A 17,708-nucleotide genomic window follows, 5' to 3' on the forward strand; every position below is an offset into this window, starting at 1 on the left:
GGGCTTGACCCGCAATCCATGCAGGCACACCCCACAGCAGGTCCACGCAGCATGGATCCCGGATCAGATCCGGGATGACAAGCCAAACCACTAAGCCGCTCGCCGCCGCGCCAGCAGCAACATCGCCACCCCCAGCAGCAATGCACCCACACCCTGCCGCGCCGTCAGTGGCTCCGCAAACAGCCAAGCTGCAGCCAAAGCGGCCACCAGCGGTTCAATCAAGGTGCCCACCACTGCCGCCGTCGGAGACAACCGGCGCGCGCCCCAGGCAAAAGCCAGGTAGGCAATCGAAGTTGTCGCCACGCCGGTGTAGGCCACCTGCAGCCAGGCGGTGCCGTCTTGCGGCCACGTGATGCCCTGCGCGCCGGCCAGCACAAGCATCAGCAGCGCCGCCACTGCCATGCCCCAGGCCGAGGCACTGACCGCCGGCACATGCGCAGGCATGCGCGCATTGCCCAGCACCACCAGCGAGTACAAGGCGGCGGAAGCGAACGACCACGCCAGGCCCGCTGCATAGTCGCGCGGCAGGGTCAAGGCTTCCTCCGGTACAACAATCAATGCCACGCCCACGAGCGCCAGCACCAGCGCAGACAGCAGCTGCCCGCTGGCCCGCTCATACCCGCGCAGCACCGAAAGCAGCGCCACGATCATCGGCGCGCAGCAGATCGAAATCACCGTCGGCAAGGCCGCGCCGATGTAGCTGACGCCCATGAACCAGCAAGTCACGTTCATCGCCATGGCCAGGCCGGTGGAAACAACCAGCGCCCTCTCCTGCCACGGCAGGTTTCGCCATTTCCCAGCCGCCGGCGCAGTAGCCATTTGCCGCCAGTGCCACCACCACAGCAGCGGCAAGCCCAGTGCAAACCGCACCAACGACAGACTGAACGGCGACATGCCGCCGCCCTCCATCACAGACTGGGCAACCAGCGCGCCCACACCCCACAAGACGCCCGCAAGCAGGACGCCACCCCAGGCCAAAGCGGCCGATGTTCGGGAATTCATGAAAAAAGTTCTCCATCCGTGCGCCTGCTGCAAGGCTGTTTGCAGCCATAGGAAAGAAGAAAAGGCAGGCAGGCGCGTCAACTCATGGCCGCGCGCTGTTGTTCATTGAATGGAAGAACAAGCGCGGCCGCATGCGCGACCCGGCGTGAGGCCAAGTGCAGTGCGAGTTAGACGGAAGGAGGAGAGAGCTGGAGGTGCATGGATAGGATCATAGTTGTCTTTGCACGCAGCGATGTCAACTAAGTGAAATGGCGCCTATGCACTGGCAATAAAACCGTTAGCGGCGTGGTACTCTTTATGGAATTGGTTTGGCAAATACAGCAAAATTCCCAATATATACAAATGAGAGACTTATGGACTACTCGACCACATTTTGGATTTCGACGTTTGCTGGGATTAATAAGCAATTGCCAGCCAGCGCCTTGCCAGGATGGAACTTAACTTGCACGCAAGAGGAGTCATACGTAGCTACTGACTTGAGCCTTCGCGAGGGATACGACGATTTGACCCAACGTGTTTGGCTAATTGGGGCGCCCGGTGCTGTTGGAAAATCGACGTTGGCCAATGAAATTTGCGCGGCGACGGGAGCTGCCTACTTAAACCTTGCAGAAGCCGCAACTGTAGCGGGCAACTACATGGTTGGTGGACTAGTTCGCAACAGCCTCTGGGACCAGTGGACAGCAGGTAAAACAGCGGTTTTGATAGACGCCTTGGATGAGGCTAGATTGAGAGCAACTCAATCGGGTTTTGAGGATTTTTTATCCGATATTGCACTGGTGGCAAGATCCGGAAAATTTCCGGTCGTGGTGCTTGGGCGAGTGGGCATTATTGAAGAAGCCTGGATGATTCTGAATGAGAAAGAGAGCATAAACGCTCCGATCTTTGACATTGAGTTGTTCAACGTCGAACAGGCCGAAAACTTTGTAATGGCTAGGCTTGTAAAGCTCAGCAAACAGAAAAACTTTCAAGAAAAATTCGACTATCCAGATCTCGCCGGATCGCTCTCTACCCATACAACCATTTACAAACAGGCAATCACAAGGATCGTTGTAGGACTTCAAAGCATTTCAGCATACGATGGCAACCGCTTTTTCGGATATGCACCCGTGCTTGACGCGGTAGCAAAAGTTGTTGCTTCACAGAACAATCCAGCGCGCATAGGCGAGGAAATGCAACGAATTCTGGAAGGGGCGGTTCTCAATAGCCTCACATCGGAGATATTACGCCGCGAGTCAGGAAAGCTTGTAACGCAAGTGAACAGCGCGGTATCAATCGCGAAGCCCGAACTGCTCTACACGCCCGAAGAACAACTTTCGCGGATCGCGAGAAAGCTTCTTCATCTTAACCCCCCACCTCTTCCATCTCATCTCAAGCAAGCCGAAGTTTCGGCCTACGAACAAGCAGTCAACAATCTATTACCGCAACACCCATTTCTAAACGGCTCGGGAACAGCGCCGTCTAGCGCAGTATTCAGCGCATGTATTGTGTCCGCTGCCCTTAAGAGCAATCATGTTGATCTGGTAAGAGCCGCTGAGCGATATGCAAGCACTGGACAAAATACTCCAAATCCATTCCTCTATGACTTTTACAAAACACCACATAATGAAGAAGTGGGCACGGAACAGTCAGTTGCACAGGTAATTCCTACTGAGCATATTGGTTTGCTTTTCGAATCAGTACTAGCAAAAGCTAGCCCTCGCGACACCGTCCGACTCTCTATTGAAGCTGAGGAGGCAGAAGACAACTTATCGGTTGAGATTTTCGTAGGCCGACAAGACACTACTTTTTCTAGCATTGAATTAAAAGCTTCGAGTACAGGAACTATTCGTCTAGGCAGGCGTGTCTCTGGAGTAAGCATTGATGCGGAATCTACAACAGTCGAGATTGGCAACGGCGACCAGCTGGAATTGATAGCACCTGTCTCAATAAGTGCTGGCACGCTCAAGCTGGTATGCAGTCAAGTCATTGTCAAAACAGATTCTCACAACACCAGTGAAAATCTTGTTCTATTGGAAACGCAAGTGCTTGACGCCGATGCGGCTCTTTCTGCTCCGTCGATTAGGCAACCAGCGCGCTTACAAGTCACGTGGCAAGGATCTGACGCTTATCCGTGGACAAATTTTGCATCACCTTCGGTTCCCGACGAAGACCCTCGAACGTCCGATGCACTTCGCACCCTTCGACGACTTGTTATGGCATTTCGATCGCACAGTAAAGGCAGGCTTGCTCGGTTTCAAGACAAAATTGAACACGCACGAATGCTCAAAGGGAGCATTGGAGAGGCCGTACTTCGTAAGCTGATAACCGACGGCGTTCTAACCTTAGAAGGGTCGATGTATTACCTAGAACCGGATCGACTTGGATCGATTGCTGGCGCATCATTCTCAGATATCAAACTGAAAAATTATTCGCCTGCAACACGCACGTATCTGCAAGATCTTGATTAGGAACTTTAACAATAGCAAGTTGATGGCGATGAGATCGGTGATGTGTTGGCTTCGTGCATCACAAAAAATCCTGCTTAGTTCTGTTGCTAGTAATTTTCAAAAACTCAAACAACCGCCCAGCAGGCTGCGAATTAGCCAGATCCACCGGCGCACACACCACTAGCGACCGCTTGGCCCAGGCATCCGACAAGGGCCGCACGGTCAGCCGCCTGTTGCCAACGGCCTTCCCCAGCACAGCGGCAGGCACCACCGCCGCGCCCACACCCTGCTCCACCAAGGTACACATCGCCTCAAAGCTGCCGAGGTTGGCACGAACACGCATGGGCTTGCCCAGCTGTGCCGCCTGCAGGCTCAGGTAAGTGTGCAAGGCGCTGGAAGCGCTGTAGCCCACCAGCTCAAGATCGAGCACCTTCTCGAACGCCACAGAACGATTGCGCGCCAGTGCATGGCCGCGCGGCAGCACAAGCACCAGCGGGTCTTTGCAGAAGAAGGCTGTTTGCAAGCCGGTCATGTCTTCTGCGTCCGAAGCAATGCCGATGTCGGTGGCGCCCTGCCTCACCGCCTGAACGGTGAGTGGGCTGGCGCTTTCTTCGACCACGGTGTCGATGGACGGGTGCTCGCGCAGGAAGGCGGCCAGCAGCGGCGGGAGGTGTTGCACCAGGGCCGAGGTGTTGCACATGAGGTGGATCTTGCCGAGCGCGCCGCGGCCATGCAGGGCCAGCTCGCCGCGCAGTTGGGCCATCTGCGCCAGCACGGCGTGGGCGTGGCGCAGCAACGCTTCGCCGGCAGCTGTCGGCCGCACGCCGCGTGAGTGGCGGGCCAGCAGTGCCACACCGGCCTGCTCTTCCATGCCGCGCAGGCGCGCGCTGGCGGCGGCGAGTGTGAGGTGCGAACGGCTGGCGGCGGCCGTCATGCTGCCGGCCTCGCAGGCGTGCACAAAAAGCTGAAGGTCGGTCCAGTCGAAACGCATTGGGGGGCCTGTTCACCGGTGGCTATACACAGCGCTGAGCCTACCTCAAGCAAAGACAGATAGTCACCGACGCTCCCACAAGCCAGACTGAACACTCCCTTGTTTCAGGAGCATTCATGTTCGTACCCAACGCCCACGACTTCATGGTGGTTAGTTTTGTTTTCTTTGTGGCGGGCGGCGTCAAGGGCGTGCTGGGCATGGGCTTGCCGACGGTGGCCATGGGTTTGCTGGGCTTGCTGATGCCGGTGGCCGAGGGTGCCGCCCTGCTCTTTTTGCCTTCGCTCATCACCAACTTGTGGCAGATGTCGCGCGGCGGGCACCTGCGGGCGCTGGCCTGGCGGCTCTGGCCGATGATGCTTGGCGTGTGCGCCGGCATGTGGCTGGGCCGTGGCTGGATGTCAGCATCCGCCGGTAACGCCATGCTGTGGCTGGGCTTGTGCCTGGTGGCTTATGCCCTGGCCGGGCTGGCGGGCATACATCTGCCGCAGCCGCACGCGCGGCATGAAACCGCCGTGTCTGGCGTGGTGGGTTGCCTGACCGGCCTGCTGACGGCGGCGACCGGCGTGTTCGTGCTGCCGGCCGTGCCCTATCTGCAGGCGCTGGGGCTGAAGAAAGACGAGATGGCCCAGGCCTTGGGCCTATCGTTCACTGTTTCCACGTTGGCGCTGGCCGTAACGTTGACCGGCAGCCGCCACCTGAATGCCGACTCGGCCACGCAGTCGCTGCTGATGCTGATGCCGGCACTGGTGGGCATGTGGCTGGGCCAGGCCCTGCGCGACGAGCTGAGCCAGGAAAGTTTCAAGACCTGGTTGATGGGCGGGCTGCTGGCACTGGGTGCGTGGCTGGTTTGGCAAGGTTTATAGAGACAAATCGGCCTCCAGCCCTTATTCCACGGGCGCAAGCAGCTATAAAAACGCTAGCAATTCAGCCCCCGCAAAGGCAAACGCTTAGCGCGGCGCCGGCAAACGCCCCAGCACCCCTTCCAGCGCCAGGCCAATCGCGATCAGCCGCCTGTCGCTGCCGGCCGGCCCGTCCAGCTCCAGCCCGACCGGCATGCGGCTGCTGGCGCCCAGGCCCATGGGCAGCTGGATGCCGGGAATGCCGGCGTTGCTGCCGGGGTCGGTGTTCTGGATGAAGAGGCCAAAGTTCTCCAGGCTGCTGGCTTCGGGCGTGGCGGGCAGCGCGGTGCGCGGCACGGTGGGGAACACCAGCGCATCGAGCCGCTGGCCGGCAAAGGTGTCGGCATACAGCTTGACCAATGCCGGCCGGTGCACGGCCATCGCCGCCTGGTAGATGGGCGCGGCATCCACCAGGCCGCCCGGCCCAGGCAGCTTGCGCGGAATCACCAGCGCGTCGTAGGTGCCCTTCACATCGGGGCTGGCAATGCTTGCTGCCATCTGGCGGATGCTGACGCCGGTGTTGTACCTGGCCAGGTAGGCCACCATGTCGTCATACGCTTCGTACAGCGCCACCGGAAAGCCCACCTTGCCGTTGAGCTCGGCCAGTTGCGGCATGGCGACATCAACCACGGTGACGCCGGCGGCTTTCAGCCGGGCCAGCGACGCCTCCCAGGCACCACGCGTGTCGCTGTCCAGGTTGGCCAGGAAGCCGGGCACCACACCGAGGCGGACAGCCTTGAGGTCGGCGGGCAGCAGCGCGGGCGCACCGGTGACCACGCGGTCCAGCAATTCAACATCAGCCATGGCCACGGCCATCGGGCCGGCCGTGTCGCGCGTGTGCGAAATCGGCGCGATGCCGGCCTGCGGGTAGCGGCCCATGCTGGGCCGCAGCGAGGCACAGCCATTCAGTGCACAGGGAACACGCAGCGAACCGCCGGTGTCGGTACCCAGCCCGGCGGGCGCCATGCGCGCGCCCAGCGCGGCCGCGCTGCCGGCCGACGAGCCGCCGGCCATCTTTGTCGCGTCATAGGCATTGCGCACGCCGGGGTTGGGCCCGGTGTTGAAGGCCGGGTTGTAGCCCGAGATGCCGAAGGCCAGCTCGTGCAGGTTGGTCTTACCGAGCACGATGGCGCCGGCATCGCGCAGCTTTTGCAGCACAGGGGCGTCGGCAGCGGGCACAAAGTTTTTCAGCGCCGGCGTGCCGGCCGTGGCGGGCAGGCCCCTGGCCTGGATGTTGTCCTTGACGACGATGGGCACACCTTGCAGCGGCAGGCAGGCGCCGCCCTGCGCACGGCGCTGGTCGGCCGCACGCGCACCCTGCAGGGCGCCGGCTTCGTCCAGTGTGACAAAGGCGTTCAGCTCGGGCCGGGCTTTGGCCCGCGCCAGGTAGGCCTGCACCAGCGCTTCGCTGCTCAGCTCACCGCTGCAGACGCGGGCCGCGGCCTCGGTGGCAGTGAGCGTGTCGATGTCGGGTGTGCCTTTGAGGCCGCCCGGGCCGCTGCAGGCCGAAAGTGCGGCGGCGGCAGCCAGGGCGCTGCAGGTGTGTGGGAGGGCAAAGCGGGCCATGGTCACTCCTGATGTTTGGTGGTGGTTGCAGCAAAATCATCGCGCCTGCCGCCGCGGCTGTCTGTCATCGAATTCGATGACACGGCCGATTGACCGGCGCCGGTCTTGGCGCTAGGCTTGCCGCACCACACGGTTTTCCACCGCTCATTCGTTCCTTCGTAGAGGCCCGCCATGTTCCTGTCCGGCACCGAGCAACGCGCTTTGGCCACCTGCTTTTCCCTGCTGGCCGAAGACCTGAACGAGCGCGAGATCCGCGAGCGCATGGGCCAGGCCACGCTGGCGCTGTTTCGCGCCGACCACTTTGCCTCCTACATCTGGAGCTCACCCTCGGGCTGCTTTGACCAGCGCGTGGCCATCCACATGGACCCGGCCAACCTGCAGCGTTACGAGGCCTGGTACCAGTACCGCGACCCCATCACCTTTGCACTGCAGTCGCGCCGCCACGCCACCCTGGTCAGCGAAGTGATGCCGCGCCGGGATTTCCTGAAAACCGAGTTCTTCAACGACTTCCTGGCGCGCGACGGTCTGCACTGGGGCATCAACCTGCATGCCTTCGACGGCGACGAGGCGCTGGGCGACCTGCGCATCTGGCGCGGGCGCAGCGGCAACGAGTTCACTGCCCACGACAAGCAACTGCTGGACATGCTGGCGCCGGCTTTCGTGGCCGCGCTGCGGCGTGCGCGCCGCTCGCTCCCTGCCCCGGCCACGCTGCCGCTGGCGACCTTGAGCCGGCGCGAGATGGAGGTGGCGCGCTGCGTGTGCCGCGGCCTGACCGACAAGGAGATTGCCCGCGAACTTGCGATCGCCCTGCCCAGCGTGCGCACCTACCTGCAGCGCCTGTTCGACAAACTCGGCGTGCACCGCCGCGCCGGGCTGGCACAGCTGGCTGACCGGCTGCACTGAATCGATTCGCGCAAACGCGCTACCAAATTAATAGCTGCTTGCGCCCGTAGATAAAGGGCTGGTGCCCAATTTTTCTTAAAGAAACCGGGCCCTGCCACTCAACCCGGCCGGCGCTTGAACTTCTGCCCCAAAGTTTCCACCAACCCAATGGTCCAGCAAACCGGGCAACCCCGCATGGCCACCAGCGCGCCAGCCCCGGCCAGCAAGGCCATCAAGGGCTGCGCCTGCTGATGCGCAATAGCCCAGTACAAAAGCGTGAAGGCAGCGGCACCGCGCAGCAGGTGGCCAGCCAGGCTTTGGCTGGCAAAGAAACCTGTGGCGGCTTTGCTGAAGAGATTCATGGCGCCGCCTTGCCCGGCCCCGGCAGGCCGCCCAGCAGGTACTCGCGCACCAGGCTGCGGGCGCGGTGAATGCGGCTTTTGGCGGCTTCGCGGGTAATTTGCAACAACTCCGCAATTTCGGTGATGGTCAGCTGCTCCATGTCGCGCAGCAAAACAACTTCGCGGTACATGGCGGGCAATGATTCCAGTGCGCGAATGAGGTCAATGCGCAGGTCGTCTTGCGGCATGGTGGCAAAGCGCGCGCTCTCCTGCACGGCCTCGATTTGTTCCGTGCCGCGCATGAAGCCAAGCACTGGCAGCATGCACAGCCGGGCCACGATCCGGAACATCCACCCGGCCACCGCCGCGGCATCACGCACCGAGCCCACCTTTCGGTAAACAATGATCAGCGCCTCCTGCACCACGTCTTCAATGGCGGAGCTGCGGTGGCATTGAAAACGGGCGTAGCGGCGAATGTCGGGCTGCAGCTGGCGCAGCAGCAGGTCCAGCGCCAGCGGGTCACCGGCCTGTGCAGCGGCAAACATGGTTTTTTCAACCGTCACTGTCACTCCCCGGGAAGCCTGCGGCCCACCATGGCGCAGGCCGGGCAAAAACCAAACAAACCGGTGACTACGGTCATGACACCGGCACCCAGCGCCAGCCACCCTAGCGGCGTGGCGCCGAAGAAGAACAGGCCGCAAACGCCCATCAACACACCCGCCACCAGCCGCGCCACGCGCTCTTTGCTGCCCACATTTTTTCGATAGAACATTTTTCTCTCCATGGCTGCCGGTAAAAAGGTCGGCATCACCCACAAAGAGGGGGCCCAAGGCGAAAAGGATTCACGGTTCATGCAATTTAATTTTGTTGCCCTGGTATTTGGACTCGCACATGGTGACACAGGCGCCACAAACCAAGCGATCACGGCTGCAGTCCAGATATCACATGCCGCAGGAGCTGCGGAACACACCCAAAACAGGAAAACGGCGCTATTCTTGATACGCGACTTTACGCGCGGCAGAGCTGCACCAAGGCGTCGCCGCCGGACAGTCGAAGCCCCCAACACTCGAAGCCCGACACGAAAAGAGAACCTTTGTTTTCAATGCCTCAAGACCGCCGGATTTCGATGATTGGCGGCCTCATCCTCATGGCGACCAGTATCGCGGCGGGCATCGCCGTGTACGCCGTCATGGAACGGCAGATGGAGTCTGTTCTCAGCCGCAGCCTACAGACGGCTCTGCAAAGCAATGCCCGCCTTTTTGAGAGCCAGACCAGCCGGGCCCTGACTGACGCGCGCACAGTGGCCACCCGGCCCTTTCTGGTGCAAACCCTGCAGACTCTCGAGACCACGCCGAATGACGCTACAGCCCTGCTTGCCATGCAGCGGGCCGCCACCTCGTTTTTGCCCACCGGCTTCAAGGGCATGTCTTTTCTTGATGCAACGGGCCGTGAAGTCGGACGCGCCGGCAGTTTTTCCCGCAGCGATGAAAAACACCTTTTGCTGAGCAAAAAGGAACGCGCCCTCCTGCTGTGGAACAAAGAATTCACGGTTCAGACGCACGTGGACATCCTCGACCAGAAAGGCCTGCGCGTGGGCGCCGTCATGACGGAGAGCACCCTGCCCCTGTTGACCCGCGTTTTTAGCGAGGTGGGTGCCATGGGCCAAAGTGCCGAGTTCGCGGTTTGCGCGCCGCTGGACGATGGCGGCAAGGCCATGGACTGTTTCCTGGGGCGCTTGCCCGGCATCGGGTTCAAGCGCGTTGACCGCGTGATGAACGGCACGCCCCTGCCCATGAACCACGCTCTGCTTGGAAACACCGGCATCATCGCTGCCAGGGATTACCGCGGCGAACAGGTGGTGGCGGCCTACATACCGGTCAAGCCCGCCGGCTTCGGGATGGTGCTCAAGCTCGACCAGAATGAGTTGTACTCGCCCACCCTCACCCAGGTCAAAGACATCCTGCCGATGCTGGCGGGGTTGATGATTGCCGGCATGCTGCTGCTGCATATTCTGGTCACACCGCTGGTGCGCAAGCTGGTTCGTTCGGAAAAAGATGCGCGCGATGCCGGCGAGCTGCTGCGCAGCAGTGAATCGCAGTTGCGCGACATCACCAACAACACGCCAGCCCTGCTTTCGTACATTGATGCCAGCCAGCACTACCGCTTTCATAACCTGGCCTATGAAGAGGGCCTGGGCTTGTCTGCGGCGCAGATTGACGGCAAGCACATGCGTGAGGTGCTGGGCGAGGAGATTTACCAAAGCAACATCCCCGCCATTAAAGAGGTTCTGGCGGGGTACCCGGTGGTTTATGACCGCGTCCGGAAAACCCCGCGCGGCGACGTGCGCGACTATGTGGTCAATTATTTTCCGCGTTACGGGGAGGACGCCGACGAGGGCAAGGTTCTCGGCTTTTACGTGCAGGCCATCGACGTCACCGCACTTAAACAAGTCGACCGCATCAAGAGCGAGTTCGTCTCCACCGTCAGCCACGAGCTGCGCACACCGCTGACGTCGATTCGCGGCTCGCTGGGGCTGATTGCGGGCGGTGTGGGGGGCAAGCTGCCCGACGCCGTCATGACGCTGGTGGAGATTGCCAAGAACAATTGCGAGCGACTGATCCGCCTGATCAACGACATTCTGGATATCGAGAAAATCGAGTCTGGCAAGATTCAGCTCGACCTGAAAGAGATAGCCCTGAAGCCGCTGCTGGCGCAGGCGCTGGAGGCCAACGAAGGTTTCGGCACCACAAAAAACGTGGGCCTGCGCCTGTACTGCCCCGACGAAACCCTGCAGGTGTTTGCGGACAGCGACCGCCTGACCCAGGTGGTGACCAACCTGCTGTCCAATGCCATGAAGTTTTCCCCGCCCGACGAAACGGTGGAGGTTCACGTGTCGCGGGCGGGCCTTGGCGTGCGGGTGGAGGTGCGCGACCGCGGCCCCGGCATTCCCGATGAGTTTCGCAAGCGCATCTTCCAGAAGTTCTCGCAGGCCGATTCATCCGACACACGCCAGGCGGCCGGCACCGGGCTGGGCCTGAATATTTCGAAGGCCATTGTTGAACGGCTGGGTGGCCAGATTGGTTTTGAAAGTGAAGCCGGCAAGGGCACCACCTTTTTCTTTGAACTGCCGCTATCGACAGGGCATCAGCGGCCGCCGGTGGCAGCGTCCGTCGGCGACCGCCCGCGCATTCTGGTGTGCGAAGACGACCGCGACATCGCCCACCTGATCGGCATGATGCTGGACAAGGGCGGCTTTGACGTGGACAGGGCCTATACCGCCGCCATGGCTCTGTCTTTTCTGGAAACAACCCACTATGCCGCGATGACGATGGACCTGGAGCTGCCCGACCAGGACGGCATCACCCTGATCCGCACCCTGCGCCGGCAAACGCACACGCGCGACTTGCCCATCGTGGTGGTGTCTGCCTCGGCCAGCGAAGGCCATATCCGGTGCAACAACCTGCCCTTGAATATTTCAGACTGGCTGGACAAGCCCATCGACGAGAACCAGCTGGTTCGCACACTACGCCGCGCCATCGGCCTCATGAGCCAGGGGAAACCGCGCATCCTGCATATCGAAGACGACTTCGACACGCAGCGCATCACGGCGGCCATTGCGCAGGACTTCGCCGTTTTCGAGTTTGCGGTTTCGCCCGGGGAAGCGCGCGCGCGGCTGCGGGAGCAGCGCTTCGACCTGGTGCTGCTTGACCTGACCTTGCAAGGCGGCTCCGGGTGGGAGGTGCTGGCGGACATTGAGGCGCTGGGCAACCCGCCTCCCGTGGTGGTGTTCTCAGCCACGGCACTGAAGCCGGCCGAGGCCGCCCGCTTCGCCGCCGTGCTGCTCAAAGCCCAGACCTCGAACACCGAACTTCTGCAAACCCTGCACCGGGTGCTCACCGAGGCGCAGCCGGTCGCTCCGGAGCTCCTGAATTGATAGCTACTAGCGCCCGCCGATCAAGGGCCAGAGGCTAATTTTCCCTGTAAAACAGGCCTTCCCGGCCATTCAAAGACTCGCCGGACCAGCCCGTACATTGCCCACAGCAGCGCCAGCGGAATCACCAGGGTTTGCAGCAAGAAGATGACGATGAGTTTGATGATGTGCTCTGTGGCCTGCTCTGCCGCCTGCTTGAGGTCGTCAAAGTGCTGCTTCACGTCGGCATTTTTCGCGAGCCAGTTTTTCATCTTGTCGAGCAGGCTGAGGTTGCCCGGCCCTGCCGGCTCCACTGGGTTCAGCTTGTCAACGCGGCCTGAGGCGCTGTCTATCAGTTGCTGGCTGGCCTGGTAGTCGGCGGCCAGAAACTTTTGCCACAGTAAGTCGGTGCCTATCGTCACCACTGGAACCGCAAAGCGCAGCATCAACACAATGACCAGCGTGCGCGAGAGCCAGGCTGGCGGGTGCTGCCCGCGCCAGTAAAGCCATGACCAGCCCAGCGCGGCCACAGTCAACACCAAAGAGATGGGCCAATAAGCGCCAATGCCGATCAACACCTTCTGCACGCCAAACACCACGCTGGCAGCCAGCATCAGATTGGAGAACTGTTCAACCAGATCGTTGACGGGGTCGAGCACCTGGCCGGGTGCGAGCGTGACACCCACGCCGAAGGGCTGGACCAGCGCCTCGGTGCCCTGGGCGACCGAGATGGCGGCGTTCAACACCCGTGCTGTGGCAAAACTGATGAGCGCACGCTTGAGGCCAGCGTCAACCTGCTCCATTGCCGGGGCATCCATGGGTGCCAGCCATGAACACAAAACCAGAACGCCCATGGCCAGGGCAAGCAGGACTCGGCGAGCGATGTGCATTGGATTCCCCCATCTGTGCGGTGCACGCGGTGGCGCGTGCGAGACGCGCGTTCTGCCAGCTTAGCAGGTCACCCCTGCACCGCTGTACAAGTGCAGCGCCATGGCTGGCCTGGCCTGGGCATTCCAGCTGTCACCCCTGAACCCGCTCCTGTTTTGATAGCTGCTTGCGCCCGTGGAGCGTGGGCAAATGACTGATTTTGTTCTACAAAACCAACCTCAGGCGTGTACGGCGGCTACAGGGCCAAGGCCTACAGCGCCTTGCTTTGCGCCAACAGCGCGGTGATCTGCTTGTCCTTGTTGTCCCACAAGTCCGTCAACCACTGCTGGAACTGCATGCGGAACGCCGGGTCGCCCCCGTAGTCGCCGACGCTGAACTCGGCGGGAATGGGCAACTGCTGCGCACGCACGATGACCTTGGGCGCCTGGCCGCAAAGAAATTGCCAGAAGCTGGGCGCGCCCGCCGGGTAGACGATGGTGACGTCAATCAACGAGTGAAACTTTTCGCCCATGGCGTTGATGGCCAGCGCCAGCGCACCGGCTTTGGGCTTGAGCAGGTGGTGGTAGTGCGAAGCCTGTGAAGCATGCTTGGCGGGCGTGAAGCGTGTGCCCTCGGCAAAGTTCATCACGCTGGTGGGCACCAGGGCAAACTTCTCGCAGGCGCGGCGCGTGGCTTCGCGGTCTTGCAGGCGCCGCTCTGGGTGTTTGCGCAGGTCGGCCTTGGTGTGGCGTTTCATGAAAGGGAAATCAAGCGCCCACCACGCCAGGCCAATCACCGGCACCCAGATCAGCTCCTGCTTGAGGAAAAACTTCAGCATGGGAATGCGCCGGTTCAGCACGTGCTGCAGCACAAAAATATCCACCCACGACTGGTGGTTGGCATTGACCAGGTACCAGCCTTCGTAACTCAGCGCGTCCACCCCGGCCACGTCCCACACCGTAGCCTGCGTCAGCCGCATCCAGCCACTGTTGCAGGCAATCCAGGCGGTGGCAATGGCGTTAAGCAGCGGGTCAACGCGCGTGCGCACCGCCTGAAACGGCAGCAACAGCTTGACCAGCGAGAAGGCGAACAGCAGGACACACCAGAACAGCGTGTTGACGACCAGCAAAAGCAGCGCAATCACACCGCGCAGGAAAGGAGGCAGGAACTGGAGCATAGGCAATTCAAAGCGTTAATTCTCGCCCAGCGGGGCAGATGCAGGCTTGCGTCAGGTCAAGGACGCCTGCAGGCGATGGGGGCAGCGTGGGTCGCTCTTGTTTTGATAGCTGCTGACACCCGAAAACAAAGGGCTGGAGCCACTTTTCTTTCAAGGATTTGTAAAAAGAGCCTTTCCACCCCGCTCCGCCAGTCATCCCGGGCCTGACCCGGGATCCATGCAACGCGAACCCACGGACGGGACAAGCCGGCATGGATTGCGGATCGAGTCCGCAATGACAGAAGGGAAAGTGCGTCACCCACGCCGACCCTCCCTTCTGACCCATCAGTCGCTGGTTTCACCACTCAGGTTTTGCTGAACACCATAGGCGTTGGTGTAGTTAACCGCCACCTGGTTGCCGGTGAATTTCAGCACGTAGCGAAAGGTATCGGCTTCCTGCGGCTGGCGTGTCACCAGGGTCAGGGTGTCGGGGGCGGTCCAGCTGGCCTTGCTGACAAAAGCGGACCCGTTGATGTTGTCGCCCGGCAAGAACTGCCCGTTCAGGCCGAGCGGCAATGACATTTTTTTCGTCTCGCTGCTGCCGCGCGCGACATACCTGACGATGTCGTACGACGGCGATGCGGTGAGGTGCAAGGTGAACTCAATAACACCCAGGTTGTTGGGCACCAGGCGATAAGTTTTGCCTGAAATGCTTTGGGCCAGGGCCGGTCCGACTGCAACAACCGGCTTCTCGCTGGCTACATCCCTCACGCGCTGCGCCAGCAAGGCCATGCCCTCGGGGTTGGGGACAAGCGCGCTGCCTGACTTCACGGTCTGGGCCACCAGCTCGAGCAGTTGGGTAAAGGAGTAGTGCTTGCGCCCCGTCATCGCGGCCACCACGCCTTCCTGAGGCATCACCAGAATGATTTGCCGGTTGTAGCCCACAGCCATGTACATCTTGCGCTCGGAATGGGTCCACCACTGGTCGCCGTAGCGCAGGCTTGTGGAGGTGACGGGCGGAAATATCATCGGCACCTTGGCCTGGAACACCTTGTTCACCCAGTTGCGCGGGACAATCTGCGCGCCGTCCCACTCGCCGCCCCGCAAATACAGGTAGCCGATTTTTGCCATATCGCGCGTCTGCAGATAGAGCCCGTACCCGCCGATGGCCAAGCCTTGCGGGTCTTTCTGCCACACCACATCGGAAATACCCAGCGGCTTGAACAGGTTCTGCGTCGCGAAGTCGGGCACGCTCATGCCGGTTTGCCGCGCCAGAATGGCAGTCAGCAAGTGCGAATTGCCACTGCTGTAGTTGAAGGCCGTGCCAGGCGCCTGCGCCATAGGCCGGTCCAGAATGAACTGCACCCAGTCGGTGGTGCGCCACATCTCAAACATCGACTCAGGCCGCCCTTCGGTCAACGGCTCCGTCCAGTCCAGGCCGGAGGTCATGTCGAGCAGACTCTGCACCGTCATTGCCTTTTTCCGATCGTCTACGTTGGCAATGTTGCGGTCTGCGAAAAGCGGCAGCACCGGCTGCGCTGCGCCGCTGAGCTTGCCCTGCTGAATGGCAATGCCCGTCAGGGCGCCCACAACGCCTTTGGTGGCGGAGTTGATCCTGTGCCGCATGCCCGGCTTGAAAGGTGCGTAGTAGGCCTCGGCAACAATCCTGCCATGCCGCGTGACCACCAGGCTGTCCATGTCGCCGGCAGCGCCAAAGTCCACCAACGCAGCCAGCGCACGCGAGTCCATACCCAGCTCTTCCGGCGTCGCGGTTGTCCACTGCTGCGTGGGCCACGGTCCCGGTTGAACCTGTGCGCCTGGTTGCGTGCAAAGCAAGGCGGCAGCGATGAAGGCAAGCCAGCGTTTGGTGGACAGGCGCATGTGTTCTCCTCTTTAAACCTGTTGGTGGATAGTCCGCTTGCACCTCAGGGCATGCGGGCACGCAGCTCCTGGATGGTTCCCACGATCAACCGCAAGCCGAAGGCACCGACGACAGCGCCTGAGACCTTGGTCAGGCGAGCGAAGTTCCGCAGATAAGCACGCTGGACGGCTTTCTGCGAAAAGGCCACGGCGAGGCTGGTGTGCCAGATGATCGAGTTGAGATAAACCACGGCAACCGCGCTGGCCACATGCACCCAGGATGGCGACGGTGGCAAGGCCGTAGCAAACACACTTCCATAGAACAGCGCCATTTTGGGGTTGAGCGCACTGGTCATGAAGCCAACGCGAAATGCCGCGCTCTTGCTCAACGTCTCCTGAGGCACGGAAGCCACTGAAGCACCCGCTCGCCAGAGATTGAACGCAAGGTAAAGCAAATACAGCCCGCCCGCGATCTGGGCCCCCTGGCGCAACATGGGCTGGGTGGAGAACACAACGCCGATACCCATGACCGCAAGCGACGCCCATGCCAGGGTGGCAGTTGTCATTCCCCCAACGGCTGCAAAAGCCGCTACGCGACTTTGGCCACCTGCAAGTTGCGCGAGCAGCACAACGTTGAAACCGGGTACAAGAAGAACGGCCCAGTGGAGTAATGCGATGGCGAGGAGTGATGGGAGCATGTGTACACCTAACGTTAGCATTAAGTTAATACAGAAGGCGATCCGCGCTTGGCTGATCTATCAAACGTCACGATACCAATCCTCGGTCCTGTATTTCCCTGGGATATTTTGAACAAAAGGATCATCAAAGCCCAATGTTTCCAGCTCATTGAACCAGCGCTCACGCAAAGACGCAGGGAGTTTGGAACCACACCATGGACAGTAGGCGATAACCACACCGCTAGCTCCTCCGTCATGAACGATAAGGGCATATTCATTGAATTTTGGGCTGTACGAAACCAGGGCGTCCGGGCAGTCGTGCAACACAGGATGCTGCGGACAAGTGAACTCCGCTTGTTGGCCCAACGCATCGCAACAGTGTTTTTTCATTTTGTCTAAGGTTTGACTCAAGCGGTCGGCCGAGGGCAGGTTCGCTTGAAGGAAGGTTTACGTGCCTTCGTCATCTTCGAAAAGCTACTCTAGTCGACGAGGATAGTTGTTCAAGAAGTCTCCAGTCACCTCGAAGTGCTCCGTGTCCTCGAGGGCGACCGGCGCACGATCGATACGCGATGCGCACAGAAGCATTTATGCGTCCGTTTCGAATGATGGGTTAGGCGGCCGATTCATTTTCTAGAGGTTTGTACCGCCACGCAATGCAAGCAATGCCGAGGCAAGAGCCACAAGGCCGATCGCTGTGCGGAACCAATGCCACGAAGCCCAACGCGCCAACTCTGCAGGAAGAGCTTCGTGCGTGATGCTCGCATCGGCAAAGCTCGCATTGGCGCGCTGAAAGTACAGAACGTACGTTGAAAGAATGACCAATGCGAGAACGGCAGCGACAACCGATGCAGAACTTAGTGGACGATCTGTGGCGACGGATGTAATTGCCGCACCCACCGCAAGCACCGTTGCGCTCACCGTGAGCGGCGCAAAAAACGTGTACAGGCGATGAGCATGCGCTGCATGCAGTGTGAAGAATTCTTGTGGCTGCAATGTTCGCCACATGGGAACAAGCACCATAGCCTCTGTTAACAGCGCGCCAACGAACAAAGCAAGGCCCGCGGCAGAAAGAAAAAGCATTACTTCAGCGAACAGATTCATGGACTCTCCCTTAAGGTTACTGGACGCCCC

17 protein-coding genes are annotated in these 17,708 nt (G+C 60.7%); 4 read left to right on the forward strand and 13 right to left on the reverse strand.

Annotation, left to right across the window (positions count from 1 at the left end; all coding sequences use genetic code 11):
• Nucleotides 1-90: 90 nt before the first annotated feature.
• Entirely contained in the window at nucleotides 91-1,002 is a 912-nt protein-coding gene (locus B0B52_RS14380; RefSeq protein ID WP_077594341.1) for a DMT family transporter, read from the reverse strand.
• Between the two features lie 353 nt (nucleotides 1,003-1,355).
• Between B0B52_RS14380 and B0B52_RS22245 the strand changes: the two genes are divergently transcribed.
• Nucleotides 1,356-3,449 carry a hypothetical protein gene (locus B0B52_RS22245; RefSeq protein ID WP_139351947.1) on the forward strand — a complete coding sequence of 698 codons (2,094 nt, stop codon included), beginning with the start codon at nucleotides 1,356-1,358 and terminating at the stop codon, nucleotides 3,447-3,449.
• 58 nt (nucleotides 3,450-3,507) lie between these two features.
• On the opposite strand, the gene B0B52_RS14395 is transcribed toward B0B52_RS22245, so the two are convergent.
• Nucleotides 3,508-4,419: a LysR substrate-binding domain-containing protein gene (locus B0B52_RS14395; protein WP_077594344.1), complete on the reverse strand. Its 912-nt coding sequence runs from the start codon at nucleotides 4,417-4,419 to the stop codon at nucleotides 3,508-3,510.
• 116 nt (nucleotides 4,420-4,535) lie between these two features.
• Between B0B52_RS14395 and B0B52_RS14400 the strand changes: the two genes are divergently transcribed.
• On the forward strand, nucleotides 4,536-5,282 hold the full coding sequence (locus B0B52_RS14400; RefSeq protein ID WP_077594345.1) for a sulfite exporter TauE/SafE family protein: 747 nt from the start codon (nucleotides 4,536-4,538) through the stop codon (nucleotides 5,280-5,282).
• Nucleotides 5,283-5,366: 84 nt separating this feature from the next.
• On the opposite strand, the gene iaaH is transcribed toward B0B52_RS14400, so the two are convergent.
• Complete coding sequence (iaaH, locus tag B0B52_RS14405; protein ID WP_077594346.1) at nucleotides 5,367-6,884, reverse strand: indoleacetamide hydrolase; 1,518 nt, start codon at nucleotides 6,882-6,884, stop codon at nucleotides 5,367-5,369.
• A 2-nt stretch (nucleotides 6,885-6,886) separates the two neighbouring features.
• Nucleotides 6,887-7,057 carry a hypothetical protein gene (locus tag B0B52_RS22475; RefSeq protein ID WP_168173550.1) on the reverse strand — a complete coding sequence of 57 codons (171 nt, stop codon included), beginning with the start codon at nucleotides 7,055-7,057 and terminating at the stop codon, nucleotides 6,887-6,889.
• Between B0B52_RS22475 and B0B52_RS14410 the strand changes: the two genes are divergently transcribed.
• Nucleotides 7,056-7,787 carry a helix-turn-helix transcriptional regulator gene (locus B0B52_RS14410; protein ID WP_077594347.1) on the forward strand — a complete coding sequence of 244 codons (732 nt, stop codon included), beginning with the start codon at nucleotides 7,056-7,058 and terminating at the stop codon, nucleotides 7,785-7,787. The two genes, B0B52_RS22475 and B0B52_RS14410, sit on opposite strands and share 2 nt — an antisense overlap.
• 98 nt (nucleotides 7,788-7,885) lie before the next feature.
• Here the strand turns inward: B0B52_RS14410 and B0B52_RS14415 are convergent, their stop codons facing one another.
• Genes B0B52_RS14415 through B0B52_RS14425 form a run of 3 tightly spaced genes read right to left on the reverse strand, consistent with a single transcriptional unit; the run spans nucleotide 7,886 to nucleotide 8,879 of the window.
• Nucleotides 7,886-8,128, reverse strand: a complete 243-nt coding sequence (locus tag B0B52_RS14415; RefSeq protein WP_077594348.1) for a hypothetical protein — start codon at nucleotides 8,126-8,128, stop codon at nucleotides 7,886-7,888.
• Entirely contained in the window at nucleotides 8,125-8,670 is a 546-nt protein-coding gene (locus tag B0B52_RS14420) for an RNA polymerase sigma factor (RefSeq protein ID WP_254425713.1), read from the reverse strand. The genes B0B52_RS14415 and B0B52_RS14420 overlap by 4 nt, the downstream gene beginning before the upstream one ends.
• 2 nt (nucleotides 8,671-8,672) lie before the next feature.
• The gene (locus B0B52_RS14425) at nucleotides 8,673-8,879 is read right to left on the reverse strand and encodes a DUF2892 domain-containing protein (RefSeq protein ID WP_077594350.1); all 207 of its coding nucleotides are present in this window, start codon (nucleotides 8,877-8,879) and stop codon (nucleotides 8,673-8,675) included.
• 375 nt (nucleotides 8,880-9,254) lie between these two features.
• Between B0B52_RS14425 and B0B52_RS14430 the strand changes: the two genes are divergently transcribed.
• Nucleotides 9,255-12,041, forward strand: a complete 2,787-nt coding sequence (locus tag B0B52_RS14430) for an ATP-binding protein (RefSeq protein WP_254425714.1) — start codon at nucleotides 9,255-9,257, stop codon at nucleotides 12,039-12,041.
• Nucleotides 12,042-12,061: 20 nt separating this feature from the next.
• Here B0B52_RS14430 and B0B52_RS14435 read toward each other — a convergent pair whose 3' ends face one another.
• From B0B52_RS14435 to B0B52_RS14460, 6 genes are all read right to left on the reverse strand, one after another.
• Nucleotides 12,062-12,907, reverse strand: coding sequence for a hypothetical protein (locus B0B52_RS14435; RefSeq protein ID WP_077594352.1), 846 nt, complete (start codon nucleotides 12,905-12,907; stop codon nucleotides 12,062-12,064).
• A 248-nt stretch (nucleotides 12,908-13,155) separates the two neighbouring features.
• Nucleotides 13,156-14,061 carry an acyltransferase gene (locus B0B52_RS14440; protein WP_077594353.1) on the reverse strand — a complete coding sequence of 302 codons (906 nt, stop codon included), beginning with the start codon at nucleotides 14,059-14,061 and terminating at the stop codon, nucleotides 13,156-13,158.
• Between the two features lie 324 nt (nucleotides 14,062-14,385).
• Complete coding sequence (locus B0B52_RS14445) at nucleotides 14,386-15,921, reverse strand: serine hydrolase (RefSeq protein WP_077594354.1); 1,536 nt, start codon at nucleotides 15,919-15,921, stop codon at nucleotides 14,386-14,388.
• Nucleotides 15,922-15,965: 44 nt separating this feature from the next.
• Nucleotides 15,966-16,598 carry a LysE family translocator gene (locus tag B0B52_RS14450; RefSeq protein ID WP_168173551.1) on the reverse strand — a complete coding sequence of 211 codons (633 nt, stop codon included), beginning with the start codon at nucleotides 16,596-16,598 and terminating at the stop codon, nucleotides 15,966-15,968.
• Between the two features lie 60 nt (nucleotides 16,599-16,658).
• Nucleotides 16,659-16,967: a hypothetical protein gene (locus B0B52_RS14455; protein ID WP_077594356.1), complete on the reverse strand. Its 309-nt coding sequence runs from the start codon at nucleotides 16,965-16,967 to the stop codon at nucleotides 16,659-16,661.
• A gap of 240 nt (nucleotides 16,968-17,207) precedes the next feature.
• Nucleotides 17,208-17,678 (reverse strand): DUF1772 domain-containing protein, encoded by a 471-nt coding sequence (locus B0B52_RS14460; protein ID WP_077594357.1) that lies wholly within the window; start codon nucleotides 17,676-17,678, stop codon nucleotides 17,208-17,210.
• Between the last annotated feature and the right edge of the window lie 30 nt (nucleotides 17,679-17,708).

Origin of the sequence: Polaromonas sp. A23 (genome assembly GCF_002001015.1) — a bacterium.
Classification (GTDB): Bacteria; Pseudomonadota; Gammaproteobacteria; order Burkholderiales; family Burkholderiaceae_C; genus Polaromonas.

Bases quoted from the DNA above. Each gene is read 5' to 3' on its own strand.
- B0B52_RS14380 (WP_077594341.1), bottom strand. From the start codon at position 1,002: ATGAATTCCCGAACATCGGCCGCTTTGGCCTGGGGTGGCGTCCTGCTT.
- B0B52_RS22245 (WP_139351947.1), top strand. From the start codon at position 1,356: ATGGACTACTCGACCACATTTTGGATTTCGACGTTTGCTGGGATTAAT.
- B0B52_RS14395 (WP_077594344.1), bottom strand. From the start codon at position 4,419: ATGCGTTTCGACTGGACCGACCTTCAGCTTTTTGTGCACGCCTGCGAG.
- B0B52_RS14400 (WP_077594345.1), top strand. From the start codon at position 4,536: ATGTTCGTACCCAACGCCCACGACTTCATGGTGGTTAGTTTTGTTTTC.
- iaaH (WP_077594346.1), bottom strand. From the start codon at position 6,884: ATGGCCCGCTTTGCCCTCCCACACACCTGCAGCGCCCTGGCTGCCGCC.
- B0B52_RS14410 (WP_077594347.1), top strand. From the start codon at position 7,056: ATGTTCCTGTCCGGCACCGAGCAACGCGCTTTGGCCACCTGCTTTTCC.
- B0B52_RS22475 (WP_168173550.1), bottom strand. From the start codon at position 7,057: ATGGCGGGCCTCTACGAAGGAACGAATGAGCGGTGGAAAACCGTGTGG.
- B0B52_RS14415 (WP_077594348.1), bottom strand. From the start codon at position 8,128: ATGAATCTCTTCAGCAAAGCCGCCACAGGTTTCTTTGCCAGCCAAAGC.
- B0B52_RS14425 (WP_077594350.1), bottom strand. From the start codon at position 8,879: ATGTTCTATCGAAAAAATGTGGGCAGCAAAGAGCGCGTGGCGCGGCTG.
- B0B52_RS14430 (WP_254425714.1), top strand. From the start codon at position 9,255: ATGGCGACCAGTATCGCGGCGGGCATCGCCGTGTACGCCGTCATGGAA.
- B0B52_RS14435 (WP_077594352.1), bottom strand. From the start codon at position 12,907: ATGCACATCGCTCGCCGAGTCCTGCTTGCCCTGGCCATGGGCGTTCTG.
- B0B52_RS14440 (WP_077594353.1), bottom strand. From the start codon at position 14,061: ATGCTCCAGTTCCTGCCTCCTTTCCTGCGCGGTGTGATTGCGCTGCTT.
- B0B52_RS14445 (WP_077594354.1), bottom strand. From the start codon at position 15,921: ATGCGCCTGTCCACCAAACGCTGGCTTGCCTTCATCGCTGCCGCCTTG.
- B0B52_RS14450 (WP_168173551.1), bottom strand. From the start codon at position 16,598: ATGCTCCCATCACTCCTCGCCATCGCATTACTCCACTGGGCCGTTCTT.
- B0B52_RS14455 (WP_077594356.1), bottom strand. From the start codon at position 16,967: ATGAAAAAACACTGTTGCGATGCGTTGGGCCAACAAGCGGAGTTCACT.
- B0B52_RS14460 (WP_077594357.1), bottom strand. From the start codon at position 17,678: ATGAATCTGTTCGCTGAAGTAATGCTTTTTCTTTCTGCCGCGGGCCTT.